Origin of the sequence: Acinetobacter beijerinckii CIP 110307 (genome assembly GCF_000369005.1) — a bacterium.
Lineage (GTDB): Bacteria > Pseudomonadota > Gammaproteobacteria > Pseudomonadales > Moraxellaceae > Acinetobacter > Acinetobacter beijerinckii.
In genome coordinates this window covers 144,993-167,118 of the sequence record NZ_KB849766.1, presented here as the reverse complement: position 1 = coordinate 167,118, position 22,126 = coordinate 144,993, and the positions used below count along the sequence as shown (strand labels likewise).

The 22,126-nt window shown below is 40.0% G+C and carries 20 protein-coding genes; 17 read left to right on the top strand and 3 right to left on the bottom strand.

Translation table 11 applies throughout. The features are described 5' to 3' along the window. Positions 1-40: 40 nt before the first annotated feature. The 11 genes from pcaF (at position 41) to F933_RS13875 (ending at position 12,781) form a co-directional block, all read left to right on the top strand. Positions 41-1,249 carry a 3-oxoadipyl-CoA thiolase gene (pcaF, locus tag F933_RS13925; protein ID WP_005062265.1) on the top strand — a complete coding sequence of 403 codons (1,209 nt, stop codon included), beginning with the start codon at positions 41-43 and terminating at the stop codon, positions 1,247-1,249. Positions 1,250-1,257: 8 nt separating this feature from the next. Then, positions 1,258-2,613 (top strand): 3-carboxy-cis,cis-muconate cycloisomerase, encoded by a 1,356-nt coding sequence (gene pcaB, locus F933_RS13920; protein WP_005062263.1) that lies wholly within the window; start codon positions 1,258-1,260, stop codon positions 2,611-2,613. Continuing rightward, the gene (gene pcaD, locus F933_RS13915) at positions 2,610-3,395 is read left to right on the top strand and encodes a 3-oxoadipate enol-lactonase (protein WP_005062261.1); all 786 of its coding nucleotides are present in this window, start codon (positions 2,610-2,612) and stop codon (positions 3,393-3,395) included. Before pcaB ends, pcaD begins: the two co-directional genes overlap by 4 nt. A gap of 42 nt (positions 3,396-3,437) precedes the next feature. Next, positions 3,438-4,790 (top strand): 4-hydroxybenzoate transporter PcaK, encoded by a 1,353-nt coding sequence (gene pcaK, locus F933_RS13910; RefSeq protein WP_005062251.1) that lies wholly within the window; start codon positions 3,438-3,440, stop codon positions 4,788-4,790. A gap of 24 nt (positions 4,791-4,814) precedes the next feature. Continuing rightward, positions 4,815-5,228 carry a 4-carboxymuconolactone decarboxylase gene (gene pcaC, locus F933_RS13905; protein WP_005062249.1) on the top strand — a complete coding sequence of 138 codons (414 nt, stop codon included), beginning with the start codon at positions 4,815-4,817 and terminating at the stop codon, positions 5,226-5,228. A 10-nt stretch (positions 5,229-5,238) separates the two neighbouring features. Then, positions 5,239-5,964 (top strand): protocatechuate 3,4-dioxygenase subunit beta, encoded by a 726-nt coding sequence (pcaH, locus tag F933_RS13900; RefSeq protein WP_005054516.1) that lies wholly within the window; start codon positions 5,239-5,241, stop codon positions 5,962-5,964. A 12-nt stretch (positions 5,965-5,976) separates the two neighbouring features. Further along, positions 5,977-6,606, top strand: coding sequence for a protocatechuate 3,4-dioxygenase subunit alpha (pcaG, locus tag F933_RS13895; RefSeq protein ID WP_005062248.1), 630 nt, complete (start codon positions 5,977-5,979; stop codon positions 6,604-6,606). A gap of 68 nt (positions 6,607-6,674) precedes the next feature. Next, a complete protein-coding gene (aroD, locus tag F933_RS13890; RefSeq protein ID WP_034711110.1) occupies positions 6,675-7,514 on the top strand; it encodes a type I 3-dehydroquinate dehydratase in 840 nt (279 codons plus the stop codon). Between the two features lie 17 nt (positions 7,515-7,531). Continuing rightward, on the top strand, positions 7,532-8,992 hold the full coding sequence (locus F933_RS13885) for a right-handed parallel beta-helix repeat-containing protein (RefSeq protein WP_005062246.1): 1,461 nt from the start codon (positions 7,532-7,534) through the stop codon (positions 8,990-8,992). Between the two features lie 18 nt (positions 8,993-9,010). After that, the gene (locus F933_RS13880; RefSeq protein WP_005062245.1) at positions 9,011-10,342 is read left to right on the top strand and encodes a carbohydrate porin; all 1,332 of its coding nucleotides are present in this window, start codon (positions 9,011-9,013) and stop codon (positions 10,340-10,342) included. A 15-nt stretch (positions 10,343-10,357) separates the two neighbouring features. Next, entirely contained in the window at positions 10,358-12,781 is a 2,424-nt protein-coding gene (locus F933_RS13875) for a glucose/quinate/shikimate family membrane-bound PQQ-dependent dehydrogenase (protein ID WP_005062244.1), read from the top strand. 67 nt (positions 12,782-12,848) lie between these two features. On the opposite strand, the gene F933_RS13870 is transcribed toward F933_RS13875, so the two are convergent. Then, a complete protein-coding gene (locus tag F933_RS13870) occupies positions 12,849-13,973 on the bottom strand; it encodes a linear amide C-N hydrolase (RefSeq protein ID WP_005062243.1) in 1,125 nt (374 codons plus the stop codon). 327 nt (positions 13,974-14,300) lie between these two features. Here F933_RS13870 and uraD point away from each other — a divergent pair, with 327 nt between their 5' ends. From uraD to F933_RS13850, 4 genes are all read left to right on the top strand, one after another. Beyond that, positions 14,301-14,801 carry a 2-oxo-4-hydroxy-4-carboxy-5-ureidoimidazoline decarboxylase gene (uraD, locus tag F933_RS13865; protein WP_005062242.1) on the top strand — a complete coding sequence of 167 codons (501 nt, stop codon included), beginning with the start codon at positions 14,301-14,303 and terminating at the stop codon, positions 14,799-14,801. Continuing rightward, entirely contained in the window at positions 14,801-15,136 is a 336-nt protein-coding gene (gene uraH / locus F933_RS13860) for a hydroxyisourate hydrolase (protein WP_005062240.1), read from the top strand. Before uraD ends, uraH begins: the two co-directional genes overlap by 1 nt. Positions 15,137-15,179: 43 nt before the next feature. Beyond that, entirely contained in the window at positions 15,180-16,556 is a 1,377-nt protein-coding gene (locus F933_RS13855) for a nucleobase:cation symporter-2 family protein (RefSeq protein WP_005062238.1), read from the top strand. A 183-nt stretch (positions 16,557-16,739) separates the two neighbouring features. Beyond that, a complete protein-coding gene (locus F933_RS13850; RefSeq protein WP_005062234.1) occupies positions 16,740-18,035 on the top strand; it encodes an OprD family outer membrane porin in 1,296 nt (431 codons plus the stop codon). A gap of 134 nt (positions 18,036-18,169) precedes the next feature. Here the strand turns inward: F933_RS13850 and hpxO are convergent, their stop codons facing one another. Together hpxO and F933_RS13840 are read right to left on the bottom strand one after the other, a co-directional pair. After that, positions 18,170-19,327 (bottom strand): FAD-dependent urate hydroxylase HpxO, encoded by a 1,158-nt coding sequence (gene hpxO, locus F933_RS13845; protein WP_005062226.1) that lies wholly within the window; start codon positions 19,325-19,327, stop codon positions 18,170-18,172. 227 nt (positions 19,328-19,554) lie between these two features. Beyond that, positions 19,555-20,265 carry a FadR/GntR family transcriptional regulator gene (locus F933_RS13840; RefSeq protein ID WP_005062225.1) on the bottom strand — a complete coding sequence of 237 codons (711 nt, stop codon included), beginning with the start codon at positions 20,263-20,265 and terminating at the stop codon, positions 19,555-19,557. Between the two features lie 167 nt (positions 20,266-20,432). Between F933_RS13840 and alc the strand changes: the two genes are divergently transcribed. After that, positions 20,433-21,437: an allantoicase gene (gene alc, locus F933_RS13835; protein WP_005062224.1), complete on the top strand. Its 1,005-nt coding sequence runs from the start codon at positions 20,433-20,435 to the stop codon at positions 21,435-21,437. 66 nt (positions 21,438-21,503) lie between these two features. Next, the gene (locus tag F933_RS13830) at positions 21,504-22,022 is read left to right on the top strand and encodes an ureidoglycolate lyase (protein ID WP_005062223.1); all 519 of its coding nucleotides are present in this window, start codon (positions 21,504-21,506) and stop codon (positions 22,020-22,022) included. Positions 22,023-22,126 lie beyond the last annotated feature (104 nt).

Sequence of the window (22,126 nt, the reverse complement as noted above, 5' to 3'; positions counted from 1 at the left end):
TAAAGGGAGGTTGGGAGGGATTTTAGATAAAGGAAAAAACATGAAAAACGCTTATATCATTGATGCGATTCGCACTCCATTCGGCCGTTATGCAGGTGGTTTAGCGCCTGTACGTGCTGATGACCTTGGGGCAGTTCCGATTCAAGCCTTAATGCAACGTAACCCAACCGTGGATTGGCAACAGGTGGATGATGTGATCTATGGTTGTGCCAATCAGGCAGGTGAAGATAACCGTAATGTCGGCCGTATGTCTGCGCTGTTAGCAGGCTTGCCGTATCAAGTCCCTGCAACCACAGTAAATCGTCTTTGTGGTTCATCTTTAGATGCCATCGCCATGGCAGCACGTGCAATTAAAGCAGGTGAAGCAAATCTCATTATTGCGGGTGGCGTTGAGAGTATGAGCCGTGCACCCTATGTGATGGGTAAATCGGACAGTGCTTTTGGTCGTAGCCAAAAGATTGAAGATACCACCATGGGTTGGCGTTTTATCAATCCAAAGCTCAAAGAAATGTATGGTGTAGATACCATGCCACAAACTGCAGAAAACGTGGCAGAGCAATTTAATATTAATCGTATCGATCAAGACCAGTTTGCCTTGGTGAGCCAACAACGTACAGCAGCAGCGCAAGCCAAAGGCTTTTTTAAACATGAAATTGTGCCTGTGAGCATCCCTCAACGTAAAGGTGATTCGATCGTTGTAGATACGGATGAACATCCACGTGCATCGACCACCATTGAAGCATTGACCAAACTCAAAGGTGTGGTGAAAGCAGAAGGTACAGTCACCGCGGGTAATGCATCAGGTATTAATGATGGTGCAGCGGCGTTATTGATCGCTTCAGATGACGCGGTTGCTCAATACCAACTGAAACCACGTGCAAAAATCATTGCTGCAACTACAGTGGGTATTGAACCACGCATTATGGGTTTCGCACCTGCACCTGCAATCAAAAAGTTACTCAAACAAGCCAATCTGACATTAGCACAAATGGATGTGATTGAGTTGAACGAAGCCTTTGCAGCTCAAGCGTTAGCGGTGACTCGTGATTTAGGTTTGGCAGATGATGATGCGCGTATCAATCCGAATGGTGGTGCGATTGCTTTAGGTCATCCACTCGGTGCCTCAGGTGCGAGATTAATGACAACCGCTCTGAACCAACTTGAGCAGATCCAAGGACAATATGCTTTGTGTTCGATGTGCATCGGCGTGGGTCAAGGCATTGCCTTGGTTATTCAGCGTGTTGAGTGAGGTATGCAATGAGCCAGTTATATGCCAGCTTGTTTTATCAATCAGACGTCACCGCTATTTTTAGTGATCGTTCATTATTGAGTTATATGATCCAAGCCGAGGTGGCTTTGGCAAAAGCACAGGCTCAGATCAATGTCATTCCTCGTGAGATGGCGATGATCATCGAACAAGTTGGGCAATCTGCTTTAACACAGATTGATTTGGATGCTTTGGCGGTGGCAACAGGTTTGGCTGGAAATATTGCTATCCCTTTTGTTAAGCAATTTACAGCTATTGTAAAACAGCAAAATGAAGATGCTGATCGTTATGTGCACTGGGGCGCAACCAGTCAGGATGTCATTGATACGGCAACAATTTTACAGTGCCGTGATGCATTAGCAGTGATTGAAAAACAACTCCAATCTGCATATCAAATTTCTTTGCAACAAGCTGAACGTCACCGTGACCAAGTCATGATTGGACGTACATGGTTGCAGCAAGCTTTGCCTATTACCTTAGGGCATAAGTTTGCGCGTTATGCAGCAGCATTAAAGCGTGATCTCGATCGTTTGCAAGCAATGAAAACCAGAGTGCTCACTGCACAACTGGGTGGTGCAGTAGGTTCATTAGCATCTTTGCAAAATCAAGGTTCTGCAGTAGTTGAAGCTTTCGCTATCGAACTAGGACTTACAAAGCCTGAATGCACTTGGCATGGCGAGCGCGATCGTATTGTAGAAATTGCTAGTCAGCTTGCCATGATTGTAGGCAATGTCGGCAAGATGGCAAAAGATTGGTCATTACTCATGCAGACTGAAATTGCTGAAGTTTTTGAGCCAACAGCTAAAGGGCGTGGTGGTTCATCAACAATGCCTCACAAACGGAATCCTGTTGCAGCCGCTTCAATTCTTGCTGCTGCAAATCGCGTTCCAGCATTGATGGCTAGTGTTTATCAAAGCATGGTTCAAGATCATGAGCGGGCTTTAGGTGCATGGCATGCCGAATGGCTAGCGATTCCTGAGATGTTTCAACTGTGCGCTGGTGCATTAGAGCGTGCAAATGATGTGCTTGAGAATATGCAGGTTAACCCTGAAGCGATGCAACGTAATCTTGAATCTACACAAGGTTTGATCATGGCTGAAGCTGTGATGATGTCACTTGCAGACAAGATTGGACGTTTGACTGCCCATCATTTAGTCGAGCAAGCATGTCAACAAGCAATTTCACAACAAACACATTTAAAAAATATTTTATCGAATCTAGATGAAGTGAAAGAACATTTTTCAGCACAAGCTTTAGATGAGCTTTTTAAGCCTGAATCCTATCTTGGCAATATTCAAGCGCAAATTGATTCTGTTCTCAAAGCAGCTCAAGGAGATTCGCAATGATGATCAATATTCAAAATCGTCAAGGGTATCAACTTGCAGTGCAAGTACAAGGACAGAAAGGGGTGCCTGCCATTATCTTTTCCAATTCACTGGGAACTGATCATGGTATGTGGCAACCACAAGTTGAGGCATTAACAGACCATTATCAAGTCGTAACTTATGATACTCGTGGTCATGGTACGAGCGCTGTCATCGCTGGCAGCACTTTGCAAAATCTTGCTGAAGATGTAGTGGATATCTTAGATGTGCTCGAAATTGAAAAAGCGCATTTTTGTGGCATTTCGATGGGTGGTATTACTGGATTGTATTTAGCGATCCATCATGCTGACCGATTCCTAAGCGTTACGATCGCAAACTCTGCTGCAAAAATTGGAACTGCTGAAGCATGGGGTAGTCGCGCAACTAGTGTGGAACAAAATGGCTTAGCTGAGCTTGTTAAAACCACCCACACACGTTGGTTTAGTGAGCATTTTGATTACGCCCATGATGTATTAGCACAAAAAACCATTCAAAGCTTGTCTATAACGCCATCACAAGGCTATGCAAATGCATGTCGAGCTTTGGCAGATGCAGATTTACGAGATCAACTTCAACACATTCAAATCCCAACTTTAATAATTGCAGGTCAGTTTGACCCTGTAACCACGGTTAAAGATGCAGAGTTTATGCATTTATCAATTTCAAACAGTCAGCTCGAAATTTTGGCAGCTTCGCATCTGTCAAATATTGAGCAACCACAAGTGTTTAACCAAACATTGACCAAGTTTATTCAAAAGATATAACCGAACAGGGTTAGAAAGGAATTCGCCTACAAGGAGGCAACTATGGCACAGGAATTTGCTGCCCAAAAAAGCAGTATGGATGCTCAGTCACTCATCAATGATGCACCGATTAGTAACTATCAATGGATGATTGCAATCATTTGTTTTCTCATTGTATTTGTTGATGGGATCGACACTGCGGCAATGGGTTTTATTGCACCTGCATTGGCACAAGATTGGGGAATTGATCGTTCTCAGCTTGGACCAGTCATGAGTGCTGCACTTGGTGGCATGATTATTGGTGCATTGGTATCAGGTCCTACAGCCGATCGCTTTGGTCGTAAGATCGTTTTAACGATTTCAATGCTGATTTTTGGTGGTTTTACTTTGGCTTCGGCTTATGCAACCAATTTGGATAGCTTAGTTGTATTGCGATTTTTAACAGGCATTGGACTGGGTGCTGCAATGCCAAATGCGACCACATTGTTTTCTGAGTATTGTCCAAATCGGATTCGCTCACTTCTGATCACCTGTATGTTTTGTGGCTATAACTTGGGTATGGCAACAGGTGGTTTTATCAGTAGTTGGTTAATCCCAACCTTTGGATGGCACAGCCTATTTTTATTGGGTGGTTGGTCTCCACTCATTCTAATGTTGTTAGTGATTTTCTTTTTACCTGAGTCTTATCGATTCTTAATTGTAAAAGGGAAAAATCCTGAAAAAGTTCGCAAAATTCTGAGCCGTATTGCTCCTGAAAAAGTACAACAAGCTGAAAGCTTTTATATCCTAGAAGAACAATCGGCGGTTGCTGAAAAGAAAAACGTCTTTGGCATGCTGTTCTCTAAGCAATATGCCAAAGGAACGGTTTTATTATGGTCGACTTATTTCATGGGCTTAGTCGTTATTTATCTCTTGACCAGTTGGTTACCAACCTTAATGCGTGAGACTGGCGCAACGATGGAACGTGCAGCATTTATTGGTGGATTATTCCAATTTGGTGGTGTACTCAGCGCATTATTTATCGGCTGGGCAATGGATCGTTTTAATCCGAATCGCATTATTTCAGCGTTCTATTTTGTGGCAGGTTTATTTGCAGTCGCAGTCGGGCAAAGTCTCAACAACCCAACATTATTAGCATTGCTTGTGCTTTGTGCTGGTATCGCAATTAATGGTGCTCAGTCTTCAATGCCAGCTTTGAGTGCTCGCTTTTATCCAACTCAATGTCGTGCAACTGGTATTTCGTGGATGACAGGTATTGGTCGATTTGGTGCGGTATTTGGAGCTTGGATTGGTGCAGTTTTATTAGGCAATGATTGGTCGTTCACTGCAATTCTAAGCTTACTCATGATTCCAGCAACAGCTGCGGCTGTCGCGATTTTTGTTAAATCTTTAGTTGCGCACACAGATGCAACTTAACTTTCATAATCAGGGACAACGTCAATGAATGATGAACAACGTTATCAACAAGGACTGAAAGTTCGTACTGAAGTACTTGGTGAAAAACATGTCGGGCGTTCTTTAGAGAACCTGAATGACTTTAATCAAGATTTTCAGAACTTTATTAGTCGATTTGCTTGGGGTGAAGTGTGGTCACGCGAAGGTTTACCACGCCATACCCGAAGCTTAGTCACCATTGCCATTTTATTGGCATTGGGGCGAGAAGATGAACTCAGAATGCATTTACGTGCTTGTTTTAATAACGGAGTGACTAAAGATGAACTTAAGGAACTGATTTTACATAGTTCATTGTATGCAGGCTTACCCGCTGCAAATGCTGCAATGCACTTGGCCGAGGAAGTCTTTAAAGAAATTGGAATCGAAGTGCATCCCGTTACGCCACAACCACAGGATTAAGGAGATAGGCATGTTAAATCATACATTAGGTGCGTATCCGCAAAGAAATACAGATGATCATCCGCCAGCATATACACCAGGCTATAAAACTAGTGTATTACGCTCGCCAAAAAATGCGTTGATTTCGATCAATGAAACTTTAACAGAAGTGACTTCACCGCATTTTTCACCGAATCTTTTTGGTCCTAAAGACAATGATTTGATTCTGAACTACGCCAAAGAGGGTTTACCTGTTGGTGAGCGAATCATTGTGCATGGTTATGTGCGTGATCAGTTTGGTCGCCCTGTTAAAAATGCCTTATTAGAAGTATGGCAGGCCAATGCTTCAGGTCGTTATCGTCATCCGAACGATAAGTTTATTGGAGCGATGGATCCAAATTTTGGTGGCTGTGGTCGTACATTAACGGATGAAAATGGTTTCTATATTTTCCGTACCATTAAACCAGGTCCTTATCCGTGGCGTAACCGTATCAATGAATGGCGTCCAGCACATATTCACTTTTCTTTGATCGCTGATGGCTGGGCACAGCGTTTGATTTCGCAATTCTACTTTGAGGGCGATACGTTAATTGATTCTTGTCCAATTTTAAAAACGATTCCATCTGAAGATCAGCGTCGTGCCTTGATTGCATTGGAAGATAAAAACAATTTCATTGAAGCTGATAGCCGTTGTTACCGCTTTGATATTCATCTTCGTGGTCGTCGTGCGACTTATTTTGAAAATGATTTGACTTAAGGGAGTAACACAATGAACGCGTGGAATTTTCATGAATTGAAAGAAACCCCATCACAAACGGGTGGACCATATGTACATATTGGTTTACTACCTCAACAAGCCAATATTGAGGTGTTTGAACACAATTTTAACAATCAGTTGGTTAGCGAAAAAACGCAAGGTCAACGTATTCGCCTTGAAGGACAAGTATTTGATGGACTTGGCTTGCCATTAAGAGATGTATTGTTAGAAATCTGGCAAGCCGATGCCAACGGTGTTTACCCAAGTCAAGCTGATACTCAAGGCAAAACAGTTGATCCAAACTTTCTTGGTTGGGGACGTACAGGGGCAAACTTTGAAACAGGTTTTTGGAGTTTCAACACCATTAAACCAGGTGCTGTAGCAGGTCGTAAAGGTACAACACAAGCGCCGCATATTGCAGTGGTTGTCTTTGCGCGTGGTATCAATCTTGGTTTGCATACTCGTGTTTACTTCGAGGATGAAGTGGAAGCGAACGCAAATGATCCGATTCTAAACAGTATTGAATGGGCGACTCGTCGTCAAACCTTAATTGCCAAACGCACAGAAGTGGATGGTGAAGTGGTGTATCGCTTTGATATTCGTATTCAAGGCGAAGATGAAACTGTGTTTTTTGATATTTAAATTTTAAGTGCATAACGAATGATTGCTTGCTCTTGGGAAAGACAGGCAATCCATTAAGGAAGATGATGATGAAAATGAAAACACTGGCAGCATTAACACTGCTTGTTAGCCCTTTACTTACGGTTCAAATGGTACAAGCCCAAGAAAATGTTCAAAAAAAGATTGAACTTTCAGCCCTAGCGAAACTCCCTGTTAAAACAATTGTACCCATTACTGCAAAAACTAAAGAGCAAGCGATCGCTCAAGCAAAAGTGATTGCTGCCAATCAAGATGCTGATTTAGCAGAGTTTCGGATTGATTTACTCGATTTTGCTGCTGATAGCAAACAAGTGATTGCATTAGGACATGAATTAAAAAAGATTCTAGCTACTAAACCAATGATTGCAACCATTCGTACTCACAACGAAGGTGGAAAACTTACCATCAGTGATGCTGATTATGGCAAGACCTATCAAGCTTATTTAAAACAGCCTTTTATGGACATGCTTGATGTGGAAATGTTCCGAGATCAGCAGGTGGTTAAGAATACAGTCAAATTGGCGCATGACAAAAAAGTATTAATTGTGATGTCGAATCACGATTTTCAGAAGACGCCAAGTGAAGATGAAATTGTGAAGCGTCTTCTTAAACAGGATGAGCTTGGTGCTGATATTTTAAAAATCGCAGTGATGCCACAAAGCAAACAAGATGTTTTCACTTTGATGAATGCGACTTTAAAAGTCAGCCAACAATCTAAAAAACCATTGTTGACCATGTCTATGGGCAAGTTAGGCACAATTTCAAGAATTGCAACTGCAAATATGGGCGGTAGCTTTAGCTTCGGCATGATTGGTGAAGCATCAGCACCGGGTCAAATTGATGTGACCCAACTCAAACAGTTCTTAAAAACAGTTCAACCAACACAATAATTGAAAAGGATTTTATAATGAACATTATTTCTTTACGTTTAAGTGCGCTTGCAATCGGTTTAGCAGTATCAGGTTTGGCAGCAGCTGAAACTTATGTAGTTGATCGTTATCAGGATGATACTGAAAAAGGTTCTCTTCGTTGGGCGATTGAACAAGCCAATACCAAACCAACGGAAGCTAGTGAAATTTTGATTCAAGCAGTTGGTCAAGCACCGTATGCAATCAAGGTCAATAGCCCACTTCCTGAAATTAAAGCACCTGTCAAAATCATCGGTACACAATGGGCAAAAACAGGTGAGTTTGTCGCAGTAGACGGTTCAAATTATATTAAAGGTCGTGGTGTTGAGGCGTGTCCGGGAGCGGTAGAAGGGCAGTTTGGAACCAATGTGCGTACCACGACTTTACCAGGTATCGTTTTACGTGACATTAATGGTGTGACCATTCAAGGTTTAGAAATTCGTCATTTTTGTATCGGTATCTTGATGAATCGTGCCAGCAATAACTTGATTCAACATAACCGCATTATGCACAACTATGGTGGTGCTGGGGTGATGTTGACGGGTGACGATGGCAAAGGCAATCCAACAGCAACGACGACCAATAACAACAAGGTTTTAGATAATTATTTCCAAGACAATGGCGATGGTTTGGAATTAACCCGCGGAGCTGCATTCAATCTCGTTGCCAATAACCATTTTATTTCAACTTCCGCAAATCCAGAACCATCACAAGGTATTGAGATTCTGTGGGGGAATGATAATGCCGTGGTCGGCAACAAATTTGAAAATTATTCAGATGGTTTGCAGATTAACTGGGGCAAACGTAACTATATCGCTTATAACGAACTAACCAATAACTCGAATGGTTTTAATCTAACGGGCGATGGCAATATCTTTGATAGCAATAAAGTGCATGGTAACCGAGTGGGAATCGCCATTCGTTCTGAAAAAGATGCCAACGCTCATATCACCCTAACCAAAAATCAAATTTGGAATAATGGCAAAGACATCAAACGTTGTGAAGCTGGTGGAAGCTGCGTTCCGAACCAACGCTTAGGTGCAATTATTTTTGATATTCCCGGTTTAGAGCATGCGCATTTTGTTGGGTCGCGTGGACATGGTGTCAAAATTGATCCTGCAAACTTACAAAAAACTTGTCTACAACCGAATCAACAAGGTTGCAATCAGCAACCAAATCAAGGCATTCAGGCACCGACATTGAGCCTATCTAAAGGTCAAGTTGTTGTTGAGGTAAAAGGACAACCAAATCAGCGTTATCAAGTTGAATTATTTGGAAACTCATCAGCAAATGCAAATGAAGCCGAATTTTATTTAGGTTCGGTTGTAGCTGTGACCAATGCAGAGGGTATTGCAAAAGTTGCTTATAAGCCAACATCAAAAGTCGCAAGTGTGACCGCAAATGTTACAGATCATTTAGGTGCAACTTCTGAACTCAGCTCAGCAGTAAAATTTAAATAGAAGCATGGAGGCTTTGATATGAATACAAACACTTTACTGATCAAAATGAGTTGTTTGGCGATTGCGATCTGTGCAGCCCAACATAGCTTTGCTGACCAAAATCAAGCTTGGTCACAAGATCGTCAATGGTTACTAGGTGATTGGAATGGGCAACGCCAACAGTTAGAGAAAGAAGGTTATAAATTTACCGCCGCGATCATGAGTCAATCTGCTACCAATTTAGATGGTGGCTATAACGATGACAATGCCTTTAAAAATGCAGCGCAATTATCTTTAGGTGCAAATTTTGACTTAGAAAAAATTGCAGGCTGGAAAGATACCACTGCTAACATCTTAATTACGAAACGAGATGGCAATGCTTTAACTTTGGATCGTATTAAAGATCCACGTTCAAGTGCTTTGGGAAATAGCCAAGAAATCTATGGACGAGGCAAAATATGGCGCTTAACGCAAGCTTGGGTCAAAAAAGGTTTCGCGGATAACACGGTTCAATTCAAGATTGGTCGTATGGGTATGTCTGACGACTTCAATAGTTCCCAATGTGAATTTCAAAACTTATTACTCTGTGGCGGACAGCTCGGAAAATCGATTGGTTCGATTTGGTATAACTTACCTGTAGGTCTATGGGGTACCAATGTCAAATATCAATTTGCACCTGAATGGACACTTGGTGTGGGCGTATATGAAGTCAATCCTGACAATGTTAAAACTGGAAAAAATGATGGTTTTAACTTGGATATGGACAATGTCAAAGGTGCAACAATTCCTGTTGAATTGGCATGGCGACCTAAATTAGCAGCATTTGACGGCTTGGCTGGTGAATATAAGGTAGGAGCATTGTATTCAACAGCAGAAGCGAATGATATTGCCACTGTAGGTAAAGTCCACGACAGCAAACACAGTTTTTGGCTGAATGCACAACAACAATTAAGCCAAAAGGGAAATGATCCTAAACGTGGTTTATATGTCAGCTTTAATGCAGTCGTAAATGATAAAGAAACGACAGCAGTACAAAGTACGCAACAACTTGCACTGTGGTACAAAGGACCATTTAATAGTCGTCTAAACGATTCAATTGGATTTGGTATCGCAAACTATCTAGTCAATGATCGTTATAAAGATCGTCAGGTTGCTCTCAATACCAGTCGAGGTTACGACCAGTATGATGCCTTTGCAGCAGATTATGTTCCAGTGCAGCGTGATGAGCTCAATGTTGAATTGAACTATACCTATCAATGGTCACCTGCGGTAATGCTCAGACCAAACCTACAATATATTCATCAACCGGCGGGTGTTAAAGAGGTCGATGATGCTTGGGTTGCAGGTTTAAGCATGCGCGTGAATTTCTAATAAGGAGTATGACGTATGTCTGAATCTACAAGCTCACATATCATACTGAAAATATGGTGTTTTATTTTAGGACTAGCTTTGCTATTGACAGGACTGTTTTTTACAGTCGGTGGTGTGAAGTTGGTTACAATGGGCGGATCATGGTATTTCATGATCGCAGGTCTTATAACTTTAGTCGCTGCATTTTTTATTTTTAAGAAAAAAGCATTAGGCGTAGGTATTTTCGCTCTTGTATTTATTGGAACTATTATTTGGTCGCTGATTGATGCTGGCTGGGAATTTTGGCCTTTATTTTCTCGACTCATGTTCCCAGCAGGTTTGTTTGCAGCTCTCATGCTGACTTTACCTGCGGTACGTCGTTATCAGTTTCAACCGATATCGGCTACCCCAGCTTATGCAGTGGGTGGTTTGACTGTATTGGGTATGATCTTTGGTTTTTATCAAATGTTTGTACCACATCCGACTGTTGCCGCTTCAGGTGAGCAATTACCATTAGTTCCTGTCAAAACAGACATGAAACAAACCAATTGGCAACATTATGGACAAGATGCTGGTGGTAGCCGTTTCGCAGCTTTAGATCAAATTACCCGTGACAATGTACATCAATTAAAAGAAGTTTGGCGCTTCCGTACAGGTGATTTCACCACAGGATCAGGTAATGGTGCTGAAGATCAAATGACACCCTTGCAGGTCGGAAATAAACTTTTCTTATGTACTCCGCACAATAATATTTTTGCTTTAGAAGCCGATTCAGGTAAACAACTTTGGAAAGCAGAAATAAATTCTAAAGCGGATGCATGGGAACGTTGTCGTGGTGTTGCATACTTTGACTCAACTCAAGCATTGCAACAACCAACACTAGTTGGCGCAACACCAGTCAAAGCGGTTGCAACAAATACTTCTTGTTTACGTCGCGTTTATACCAATACACCCGATGGACGCTTGATTGCAGTGAATGCCGACACAGGTGAGCGCTGTAAAGACTTTGGTGTAGATGGAACAGTTGATTTATTAAAAGGATTGGGTGAGGGTACCAAAGCCCCACGTTTTGAAGTTACTTCTGCACCAACTGTTGCTGGTTCAGTATTGGTTATTGGTAGTCGTATCGCAGATAATTTTGCCGCTGATATGCCTGGTGGTGTAATTCGTGCATACGATGTCATTACAGGTGAATTGCGTTGGGCATTTGATCCACGTAACCCTGATCCAAACTATGTACTTAAAGACGGTGAAACCTATAAGCGTAGTTCTGCGAATTCATGGGCAGCCATGTCTTATGATCCGCAAATGAATACCGTATTTTTACCGATGGGAAGTTCATCTGTCGATGTTTGGGGTGGTAATCGTCAGCCACTCGATCACAAATACAACTCATCTGTTTTGGCTTTAGATGCAACTACAGGTAAAGAAAAATGGGTTTATCAAACTGTCCATAATGATTTATGGGATTTTGATTTACCAATGCAACCAAGTCTTGTTGATTTTCCAATGAAAGACGGAACAAATAAGCCTGCGGTTGTGATTGGAACAAAATCAGGTCAATTCTTCGTGCTGGATCGTTTGACCGGTCAGCCACTGACAAAAGTGATTGAGCAACCTGTAAAACCTGCCGATATTAAAGGTGAACAATACAGTCCGACACAACCTCGTTCGGTTGAAATGCCGCAAATTGGCAATCAAACCTTAACCGAATCAGATATGTGGGGTGCAACACCATTCGATCAATTGATGTGTCGTATTAACTTCAAATCAATGCGTTATGAGGGTTTATTTACCGCACCAGGTAAGGATGTTTCACTCAGCTTTCCGGGTTCTCTAGGTGGAATGAACTGGGGAAGTATTGCATTTGATCCAAGCCATCAATATATGTTTGTGAATGACATGCGTTTAGGCTTATGGATTAGATTGATTGAGCAAACGCCAGAAGATTTAGCGCTTGAGGCGAGCGGTGGAGAAAAAGTCAATACAGGTATGGGTGCAGTACCAATGAAAGGCACACCATATAAAGTAGACAAAAACCGCTTTTGGTCAGCGTTTAATATTCCATGTCAAAAACCACCATACGGTACGATGACTGCAATTGATATGAAAACACGTCAAGTTGCATGGCAAGTACCAATGGGAACAGTAGAAGATACTGGACCAATGGGTATCAAAATGGGACTGAAAGCACCAATCGGTATGCCTACAATTGGTGGACCAATGGCAACTCAAGGTGGTTTAGTCTTCTTTGCAGCAACACAAGACTACTATTTAAGAGCACTTGATTCTTCAACAGGTAAAGAGTTGTGGAAATCACGTTTACCAGTCGGTAGTCAAAGTACCCCGATCAGTTATGTTTCTCCAAAAACGGGCAAACAGTATGTAACGATCACTGCGGGTGGTGCACGACAATCTCCTGATCATGGTGATTATGTGATTGCGTACAGCTTGCAATAAGCGTTTAAAATTCACTTTGAAAACCTGCAATAATTGAATTATTGCAGGTTTTTTATTACGTATTGAATTACGCTGAAGCTTTCAGAATAGGCATTTGAATCGCATCTGAAATCACCACAAATTGCGGTTCAGCATTTTGTTGAAGTTGGAAGTCAGAGAAATTAACTTGCCAAAATCCTAAGCTAGCGGTTGTTGATATATAGAAGATTTGATTGTTGTGATCTCGAATAATTTCCCACTGGGTATAATCACCTTTAATATTGCCACTTTGGTCAATACATTGCTCTTGGGTAACATATATTCCTTTAATGACATTCATCGCATAAGCGATTGCAGCAGTATTGCTAGGTTTAGTATTTTGATTGAGCCAAGGAATAGAGTAGTTCAATGTCATCGTGGTGCGCAAGAAGCGATCTGAAGGCAGTGCCGAAGATGATAAGCCAATAGAACCGCCGCCATTGCCTGCTTTATTTATATTCATACCAATAATGGTTTTACTGTTGGTTTCAACATTGGTTAGGCTTAAATAATTTTCTAAATTGGTACGATGCCAGTCAATAAATGGGGTGTTAGTCATCACGCCGATATCTGAATTATCGGTAATCGATAATGCACCATCTCTAAATTCAAGAACTAAGCTTGCACCAGTTTTGTCATGAAATTGAAAATGGATAGGAATTAAATTTTTGACTTCATTACTGTTATTTAATTCACTATTTTCTGAAAATTGTAAGGGATCCCAAAAATATAAAATCTCACCTAAAGATGTAACTTTGCCTTGTTGAATGGCATATAAATCATTTTTTAAGGTTTCAACTGAAGCATAATTAGACACAGCCCAGCCACAGATATCTAATGCAGAAATTAACTTAGCATTTTGTGGTGCATTCGCCCGCTTTGGATAAATTGAAGGAGGTAACCAAAGTGCGGCAGCAGAAAATCCTTCGGTGTTCATTGCATCACACAATTTAGTATCGAGTATATTTAGCGGCATTTTTATCCCAATGCCCATAAAACCATATTTTGCTTGCCAGTGATAAGCTGGTGTAGAACTATGCAAGGTCTCGATAGATTTCAAAGATGTTGCCAACGGAATTACTGCTAATTGCCATGTAAATGTGGCAGCAAAATCCATTGTACGACCTGAAATACGATAACCAGTAGCTTGAGGTAAAATAAACTCAGTACACATATTATTTTCTCTTTTAATTATGAATATTTACTAATTAATATTGGTGATTATTATTTAATCTTATATTAATGTTTATTTGCTCTAAATATATAAGATTAATCGAGCATATAAAAACTAGCAGATGATATTTTTATAGTCAAATTATTATTTAAATCAGTTCATATAATTTACTTTAGATTATTTTATAAATGGGTTTAGAATAAATATATTTTCATAATATCTATTTTTAAATCCAATTGATTCTGAATGTCTAGATTGGCATGTTCATTGCTTAAAGATATATGATCTGGTCAGACCAGTCTGACAATGAAACAATTTGGAGCAAAAATGAATTTGGAACAATTCAATCTTTTAAAAGATGAGCAAGCGATAGAAGTCTTGAAATCCTGTGTTCATATCCAATCTTGGATTCAGACTATTCTTCAACAGCGTCCTTTTATTTCAACAGAAGAATTATACGAAACGGCGAGCTTACAAGCCAAAACATGGAACTGGTCAGAAGTATCACAAGCATTGGCGCTACATCCGCGAATTGGTGAGAAAAAAGCAGCTATTGCTTTATCGGCTAAAGAGCAGAAATTTTCGCAAAATGAACAAGCTTTGCTAGATGCTAATAGCGATCTTCAACAAGCACTGTCTCAGGGCAATTTAGCTTATGAGCACAAATTTGGTCATATTTTTTTGATTCGAGCATCAGGTCGTTCAGGTACAGAAATGTTAGCAGAACTCAATCGACGTTTAGAAAATTCAGATGAACAAGAGCAGCAAGAAGTCAAACAACAACTCAGTGAAATTGCATTAATTCGCTTAAAGCAGGAGATTCAATAATGGCAGGTATAAGTACACATATTCTAAATGCTTCATTAGGTAAACCTGCTGTGGGGGTTTCTGTGGAATTATTACAGGAAACATCGCAAGGCTATTTTTCTATAGATAAACAGTTAACTGATATAGATGGTCGTATTAAAGCATTTAATCTCGATTCATTTAAACAAGGAAATTATCAACTAGTTTTCTATGTGGAGAATTATTTTAAATCTATAGATGTTGAATGCTTTTATCCAAAGGTTTGTATCGATTTTAAAATATCAGATATCCATCAGCACTATCACGTGCCCTTATTAATTAGTCCATTTTCCTATTCAACCTATCGCGGCAGTTAAACAGAAAATGTATTCATGATGAATTTTTATTGAGGAATATCACATGCACAACGATAAAATAGACAGTGAAGTTCGTGCAAGCGTTTCAGCAGAACATCAATATTTAGGAATGAATAAAAATGTTATTTATGGACTGCAACATGTACTGACCATGTATGGTGGAATTATTGCACCACCCATCATTATTGGTGCTGCCGCAGGTTTAGAAGCCTCGGAAATAGGTTTTTTGGTTGCTGCGGCACTCTTTGTTGGGGGCATTGCAACAATGTTACAGACCTTAGGCTTTAAACACTTTGGAGCAAAGTTGCCAATAGTTCAAGGGGTATCTTTTGCTGGTGTTGCTACAATTTTGGCGATTGTCACCACAGGTGGGGGATTAGCTTCAGCGTTTGGTGCAGTTATTGTTGCATCATTAATTGGTTTGTTACTCGCACCATTCTTTTCAAAAATTATTCGTTTTTTCCCACCAGTGGTGACTGGTTGTGTAATTACCATGATTGGTATTTCTTTATTGCCCGTTGCGATTCGTTGGATGATGGGTGGTAATCCAAAAGCTGAAAATTGGGGCGATCCAGCAAACATTGGTTTAGCTGCGATGACTTTAGCGATTGTTATTATTTTCAGTATGTTGAAAAGTCAGTTAATGCGACGTCTAGCGATTTTAATGGCGATTGCTTTAGGTACGATTATCGCTTCATTGGCTGGATTTGCAGATTTTTCCAAAGTTGCTAATGGTTCTGTGTTCGCTTTTCCTCATATCTTCCATTTCGGCATGCCAGTATTTGAATTTACAGCGATTCTTTCTATGGTGATCGTAACTTTAGTCATTATGACTGAAACTACAGCAGACATTATCGCAATTGGTGAAATTGTTGGAAGCAAAGTTGATTCTAAACGGATTGGAGACGGTTTACGCGCTGATATGTTATCTAGTGCGGTTGCCCCAATTTTTGGTTCATTTATGCAAACCGCATTTGCACAAAATGTGGGGTTGGTTGCAATTACAGGAATCAAAAGTCGTTTTGTTGTAGCTACTGCTGGAGGGATTCTGATAGTACTTGGCTTATTACCAATTGTTGGGCGTTTAGTCGCTGCTATTCCAATGCCAGTATTAGGTGGGGCAGGTATTGTATTGTTTGGTACAGTGGCCGCAAGTGGTATCCGCACATTGGCAAAAGTTGATTATAACGATCATAAAAATCTGATTATTGTCGCAACCTCATTGGCAATTGGAATGATTCCGATAGCAAACAATGAGTTCTATGCACAGTTTCCAAAATGGGTTAGTACGCTATTACATTCTGGAATTAGCTCAGCATGTATCACGGCCATTTTGCTCAATATTTTATTTAATCATTTACCTTTCGCCAAAAAATCGGTGGAAACAACAACATTACCTATTAATTCTGGCCACTCATAGCGTATAGAAGTGGCCTGATTTTCCAAATCCATTACACGTTTTAAACATCAACCATTAAAAAATTACTTATTCATTTTTGAATAGGTCTAGAGGAGCTTTTGATTTTAAAAATCAAAGGTTGGGGCTTTGACGACTTAAAAATGAATTGAGTTGATTTTTTAAATGAATCATTAGGGGAATATTATGAAAAATTTTACTTTGAAATCGGTGACTCTGCTTATCGCAATGGGGAGCATGGGCCAAGTTTCGGCTGGGGATACAAGCTTGAATGGTCTGTTTAATTTAGGGCAAGATTGTAAAGTGCAAGATAATTCAGTTAAATCCGTACAGGAAATGCTGACATGTGGAGCGATACATAGTGCAGTTAAAACAGCTTATTATTCTTTGAATAATGGTTATTTTGTCAATAATCTTAATCAAGATACAGTTTCCATCGGAGGTTATATTAGATATGAAACAGCGCCATTTTACGGTATACAAGCAACCATTGGTTATGATCTGCAACGTCGTTTAGATGAGAAAAATAAAAATGATGAAGTATCTGAGTTAAAAGAAGATCGCGATGGCTTGGCGGAAGCCTATGTGACTTGGAAAAATGATTTCGCACGGGTGACGGTCGGTAATCAGCGTCTTAATTTACCATTTATGGGGGATTATGCAGATCGGCGCATTTTAATGGCTTTGTATCAAGCTGCGGATCTCCAAATTGGAAATAACACTGACTTTATGCGCCTAACCAAAGTCAATAAATTTAAAAGCTATGCTGATGATGAATTTACCAAAACCACACGTCAAAACTCAAATATTCAATCAGATGGTGTTTGGTCAGTTGGTGCAGGTAAGAGTTTTGACATCGATGAAGATAAGAAGCTTAAAGCTCAGTTTTGGTATCAAGACTATGATGATTACACACGTTTGATTTATATCCAAGCAGATTTGTCTTTGCCAAAATTGAATTATTCGCCAGAGTTTTCTATGCAATATATTTCGGGTAAAGATCAAGGGAAAGCTTTAGCTGGAGAGGTAGATAGCCAGATTTTTGGTGTTCAGGCGGCGTTTAAAATTTTTCCAAAAGCAAGTTTGAAAGTGGCTTATAACTATATCAAACCAGATAGCGAAAGTTATTTAAATGGTGCTTTGTTAACACCATATGCTACTAAAACTTCTTCAGGTGAAATTTTTGCACAGCCATTTTTTACCAGTACGCAAGATTTAGGTACGGGAAATGCTTTTATGACATCCTTGGAAGGGAAGCTCACTGATCAAGTGATTGCTGGTGTTCGATATTCTTTTATGGATTTGAAAGATGCCGATCATCTTGCGAGTCGCAATCAGTCTGAGTATATGGTTTTTGGCATTTATAATTTCACAGGCGCTTTAAAAGGATTTAGTGTGAGTAACTTCTTTGGTATCCAAACTTCACCACGTTATGAAAAAGACTTTTTACAAAATCGATTTACATTGAGCTATAAGTTTTAAAGTTTGCTTTATCGCAATTGCCTATTTCAGCTATGAAATGGGCTTTTTTATTATCAGCTTTATAAGATTACCTGATTAAGTTATTTAGATAAAAAAAAGCCCCCATTGAAGGGGGGAGTTAAAACTTTATGTTATTAATCTAAAGGATTTCCCACAATATTGCTAATAATTCCTTGCATGATGTGCGAACCTTGTTCTGTATAAAGTGATTGATACCATTCTTCAGTCACTTTTTGATCTTTCATATGCGTTACATCACAACGCTTACGAGCTCGCAATACCATTTCTTTGGTTCGGTCATTACGTTTGTTTTGGTATCGTTCTAGTGCATCACTTAGCCCAAAAGTATTTATTTGCAAAGCACGTGCCAAGTATATGGCATCTTCCATAGCTTGGCAGCCACCTTGCCCAATGTCTGGAGTGGTACTGTGGGCTGCATCACCAAGTAAAACGACAGGACCTTTATAAAAATTCATAAAAGGTTCAATATCATGGATTTCAACGCGATTGGTTTTTTGTTCATCCAAACAATCAATCAGTTGATGCACAGGTGAACACCAGTCTTTGAAATATTTTTTCAGCTCAGTTTTATATTGATCACGTTGATTGGGTAGACCTGCTTCTATAGGCACATCAAAAAAGAAATAGAAACGATTTTGTGCTACAGGCATAAGGGAGACACGTTTTCCTTCACCGACGTAGGTTGTCCATTGTTGCGCCGGTGCAATTTTTTCATCGATTTGAACCAGCCCATTCCAATTGACATAACCAGCATAACGCCGTTCGACTTGACGGCCGAGTACAAACTTGCGTGTGATGGAGTGGGTTCCATCCGCACCAATTAATAGATCAGCTTGAATCTCGGAACCATCGGCAAAACGAAGGCTGACATATTCAGACTGATCTTCAATCTCAGTCATTTTCATACCCAGTTTAATATTTTCTAAGCCAAACGTTTCCATGAGAAGTCGTTGTAAATCTGCACGTGCGACAGGGTAGGCACGTTGTCCAACTTCTTTGTATAAAGGAGTTAAATCAAACTGAGTCATGGTTTGATCGTTAAGACCATCGATGTAGGCTAATGATTCCATTTCACCGCCTAAAGTTTGAATCTGCTCAGTCAAACCAAGATAATTTAGGCATTTTACGCCGTTCGACCAGAGTGATATTGCTGCTCCTACTGGTAATATTTCAGCTGCTTGCTCATAAATCGTGACTTGATGACCAAACTTTTTTAAAGCGATACCAGCCGTTAAACCGCCCATACCTGCACCAACAATCGCAATATTCATTTTTAAGACCTTAAATATTTTATCAATACATCAAAAATTTCTAAGGAGTATTAAGCGAGAAGCGTGCCAATTTTATAAACTGGTTTTACTGGTCATACCAGTAGTTTTGCATCATTAGAATGCAAGATAGGGTGAGGCGCAATATCATTGTTCAGAAGGTGAAATAAAGTGGTGCAACTTGTGCTGATCTTATCGGTTGGATATATTCAAAGTTAATTTGTGTACCTTTAGCTATCATGTCGAGAAAAATAAACACCAGCTCTTTGTGCAGCACCAATAATATGTACACGCATGGCTTTTTCAGCAGCAGGTGCGTCTTGTTGGAAAAGTGCTTGCAATATCAAATCATGTTCTTGAATGGTCTTGAATGCTAAATTTGGTTGAACAAATGGAAGAATTTGACTCTTTTTAATCCATTCAGTATGCATTTTAAGTGTTTGAATAATAGATTGATTGTGACTTAATTCGATCACATGTTGATGAAAAGCATAGTCAAATTCAGAAGCGGCTTGCCAGTCCTGTTCTTTGATTGCATGTGCTAGATTTTCATAATGTTGCTGCAATATTGTTTTATCTTGATCAGTTAAATATTCACATGCAAGTAGGGCACAAAAGCCTTCAAGTACATAACGTAATTGATAAAAGTCTTTTAATGAAACTCGATGTTCCCCATCCCATTGTTCAGCCGCTTGACTATGTTGTGAAATAACATAAACGCCTTTACCTGCTTTGATTTCTAATAGACCTAAGGCTGCAAGACGAGTCAGGGCTTCACGTAGAGAGGCACGGCTTATACCGAGTTGTGCCGCTAAATCACGTTGCGAGGGCAAAGCTGATCCAATCGCATAGCTGCCTTGTTGAATGCGTTGATGAATCACTTCCACAGCTTGCTCAGTCACCTGAGATGATTTTCCATTAAGCATTGCTTGTGGACTCATAAACATCGTTTCCGAAAATAAAAAATGAACAATTTGATTCTACACAAAATTCATAAATTTAAATTGCTTCAAAGCTAAAAATAGATAATTATTTACAACAGGTCAGACCAGTTGGACTGGATTTTGCATAGAATGAACTATATGAAAATATTATTTAGGATTGATCAATGACGGTACATATTGCCAAAGTAGTGACTTTGCCAGATAACTTACAGGGTTTAACCAATTTAGCTGATGCGCGTATTGGCGCAAGCATTGTGTCATGTTCTGATGAGTTTTTTGCAAGCGCGGAAAGAATGTTACAACCAGAACCTGCGAAATTCATTGAGGGTAAGTTTGATGATCATGGCAAATGGATGGATGGCTGGGAAACACGCCGTAAGCGCGAAGCAGGGTACGATTGGTGCATTGTCCGTTTGGGTGTCACTGGAAAAGTATCAGGATTTGACCTCGATACTTCTTTTTTTACAGGGAATTATCCTGCTTCTGCTTCAATAGAAGGGTGTTATGCACCTGATGATCAACTGGAAAATACCACTTGGATTCCATTGTTAGAAAATTCAGTTTTGTCTCCAGATCATCATCATTTTTTTAATTGCGAAGCACATAAAATCAGCCACATTCGACTCAATATTTTCCCTGACGGTGGTGTTGCGCGTTTACGTGTTTATGGCAATGTTGTACTGGAAAATATAGATTCAAACCAACAAATTGATCTGATTGGTTTGAAAAATGGTGGACGCATTGTTGCATTTAGTGATGCGCATTATGGGCATCCAAATAACTTACTTAGCCCAGATCGTGGCATCAATATGGGAGATGGTTGGGAAACTAAGCGTCGCCGCGCGCCTGGTTTTGACTGGTGCGTTATTGCGCTAGGTCAAGCTGGGAAAGTAGAAAAAATAGAAGTTGATACAGCACATTTTAAGGGTAATTTTCCTGCTTTATGTTCGATACAAGCTGCTTATGTGGAGGATGCTACGGATGCACAGTTGATTCCTCAGAGTATGTTTTGGCCTTTTGTGTTAGAGCAGCAACCGTTATCAATGGATGCGATTCACGCATATATTGCCGAAATTTTGCAGCATCAAAAAGTGAACTATATTCGTGTTAATATGATTCCTGATGGTGGGATTAGTCGCATTCGCTTATGGGGTAAGGGCGGTATTTAAGCAGCATGGTGTCGGGCGTATTTACTGCGCCCTGATATTGGCTTAGAGATTTAGGATGTTCTAGCAATGAATATAACCATGATTCAAATACAACCTTTAACCCAAGAGGCATTTGCAGCATTTGGCGATGTGATTGAAACTACAGGGCGAGATTTTTTTACTATTAATCAAGGTCTTGCTGAGCGTTATCATGCCTTGTCTTTGGCTCAGGTCAGTGGTGAAAATGTCGCTGTGGGTATGAGTATTTTTCATAATTTGGCGGCAACAACGCTTCCTTTTAGTATTGAAATGTTGGAACGGCATCCTTATGGTTCACAGTCTTTTATTCCATTACAACAACAGAAATTTGTGATTGTGGTGGCATTGCCATTTAATGAAACACAACCTGATGAACAACAGATTCATGCCTTTTTATCCAATGGTCGGCAAGGTGTGAATTACCACCAAGGGGTTTGGCACCATCCACTCATTACTTTAGAAGAAAATAGTGATTTCTTGGTGGTTGATCGAATTGGTGGTGGACATAATTGTGATGTTTATCGGTTGGTAGAGTTAAGTTGTATTGTAGAAGGAAAAATTGTATAAAAGTATTTATTATCATATGGAATTTTTACTAAGGATAATGAGCGAAATATCTTCTATTTGTGAGGTAATTGGTGTCAGAAAACTATTATGAATATCTTAAGAAT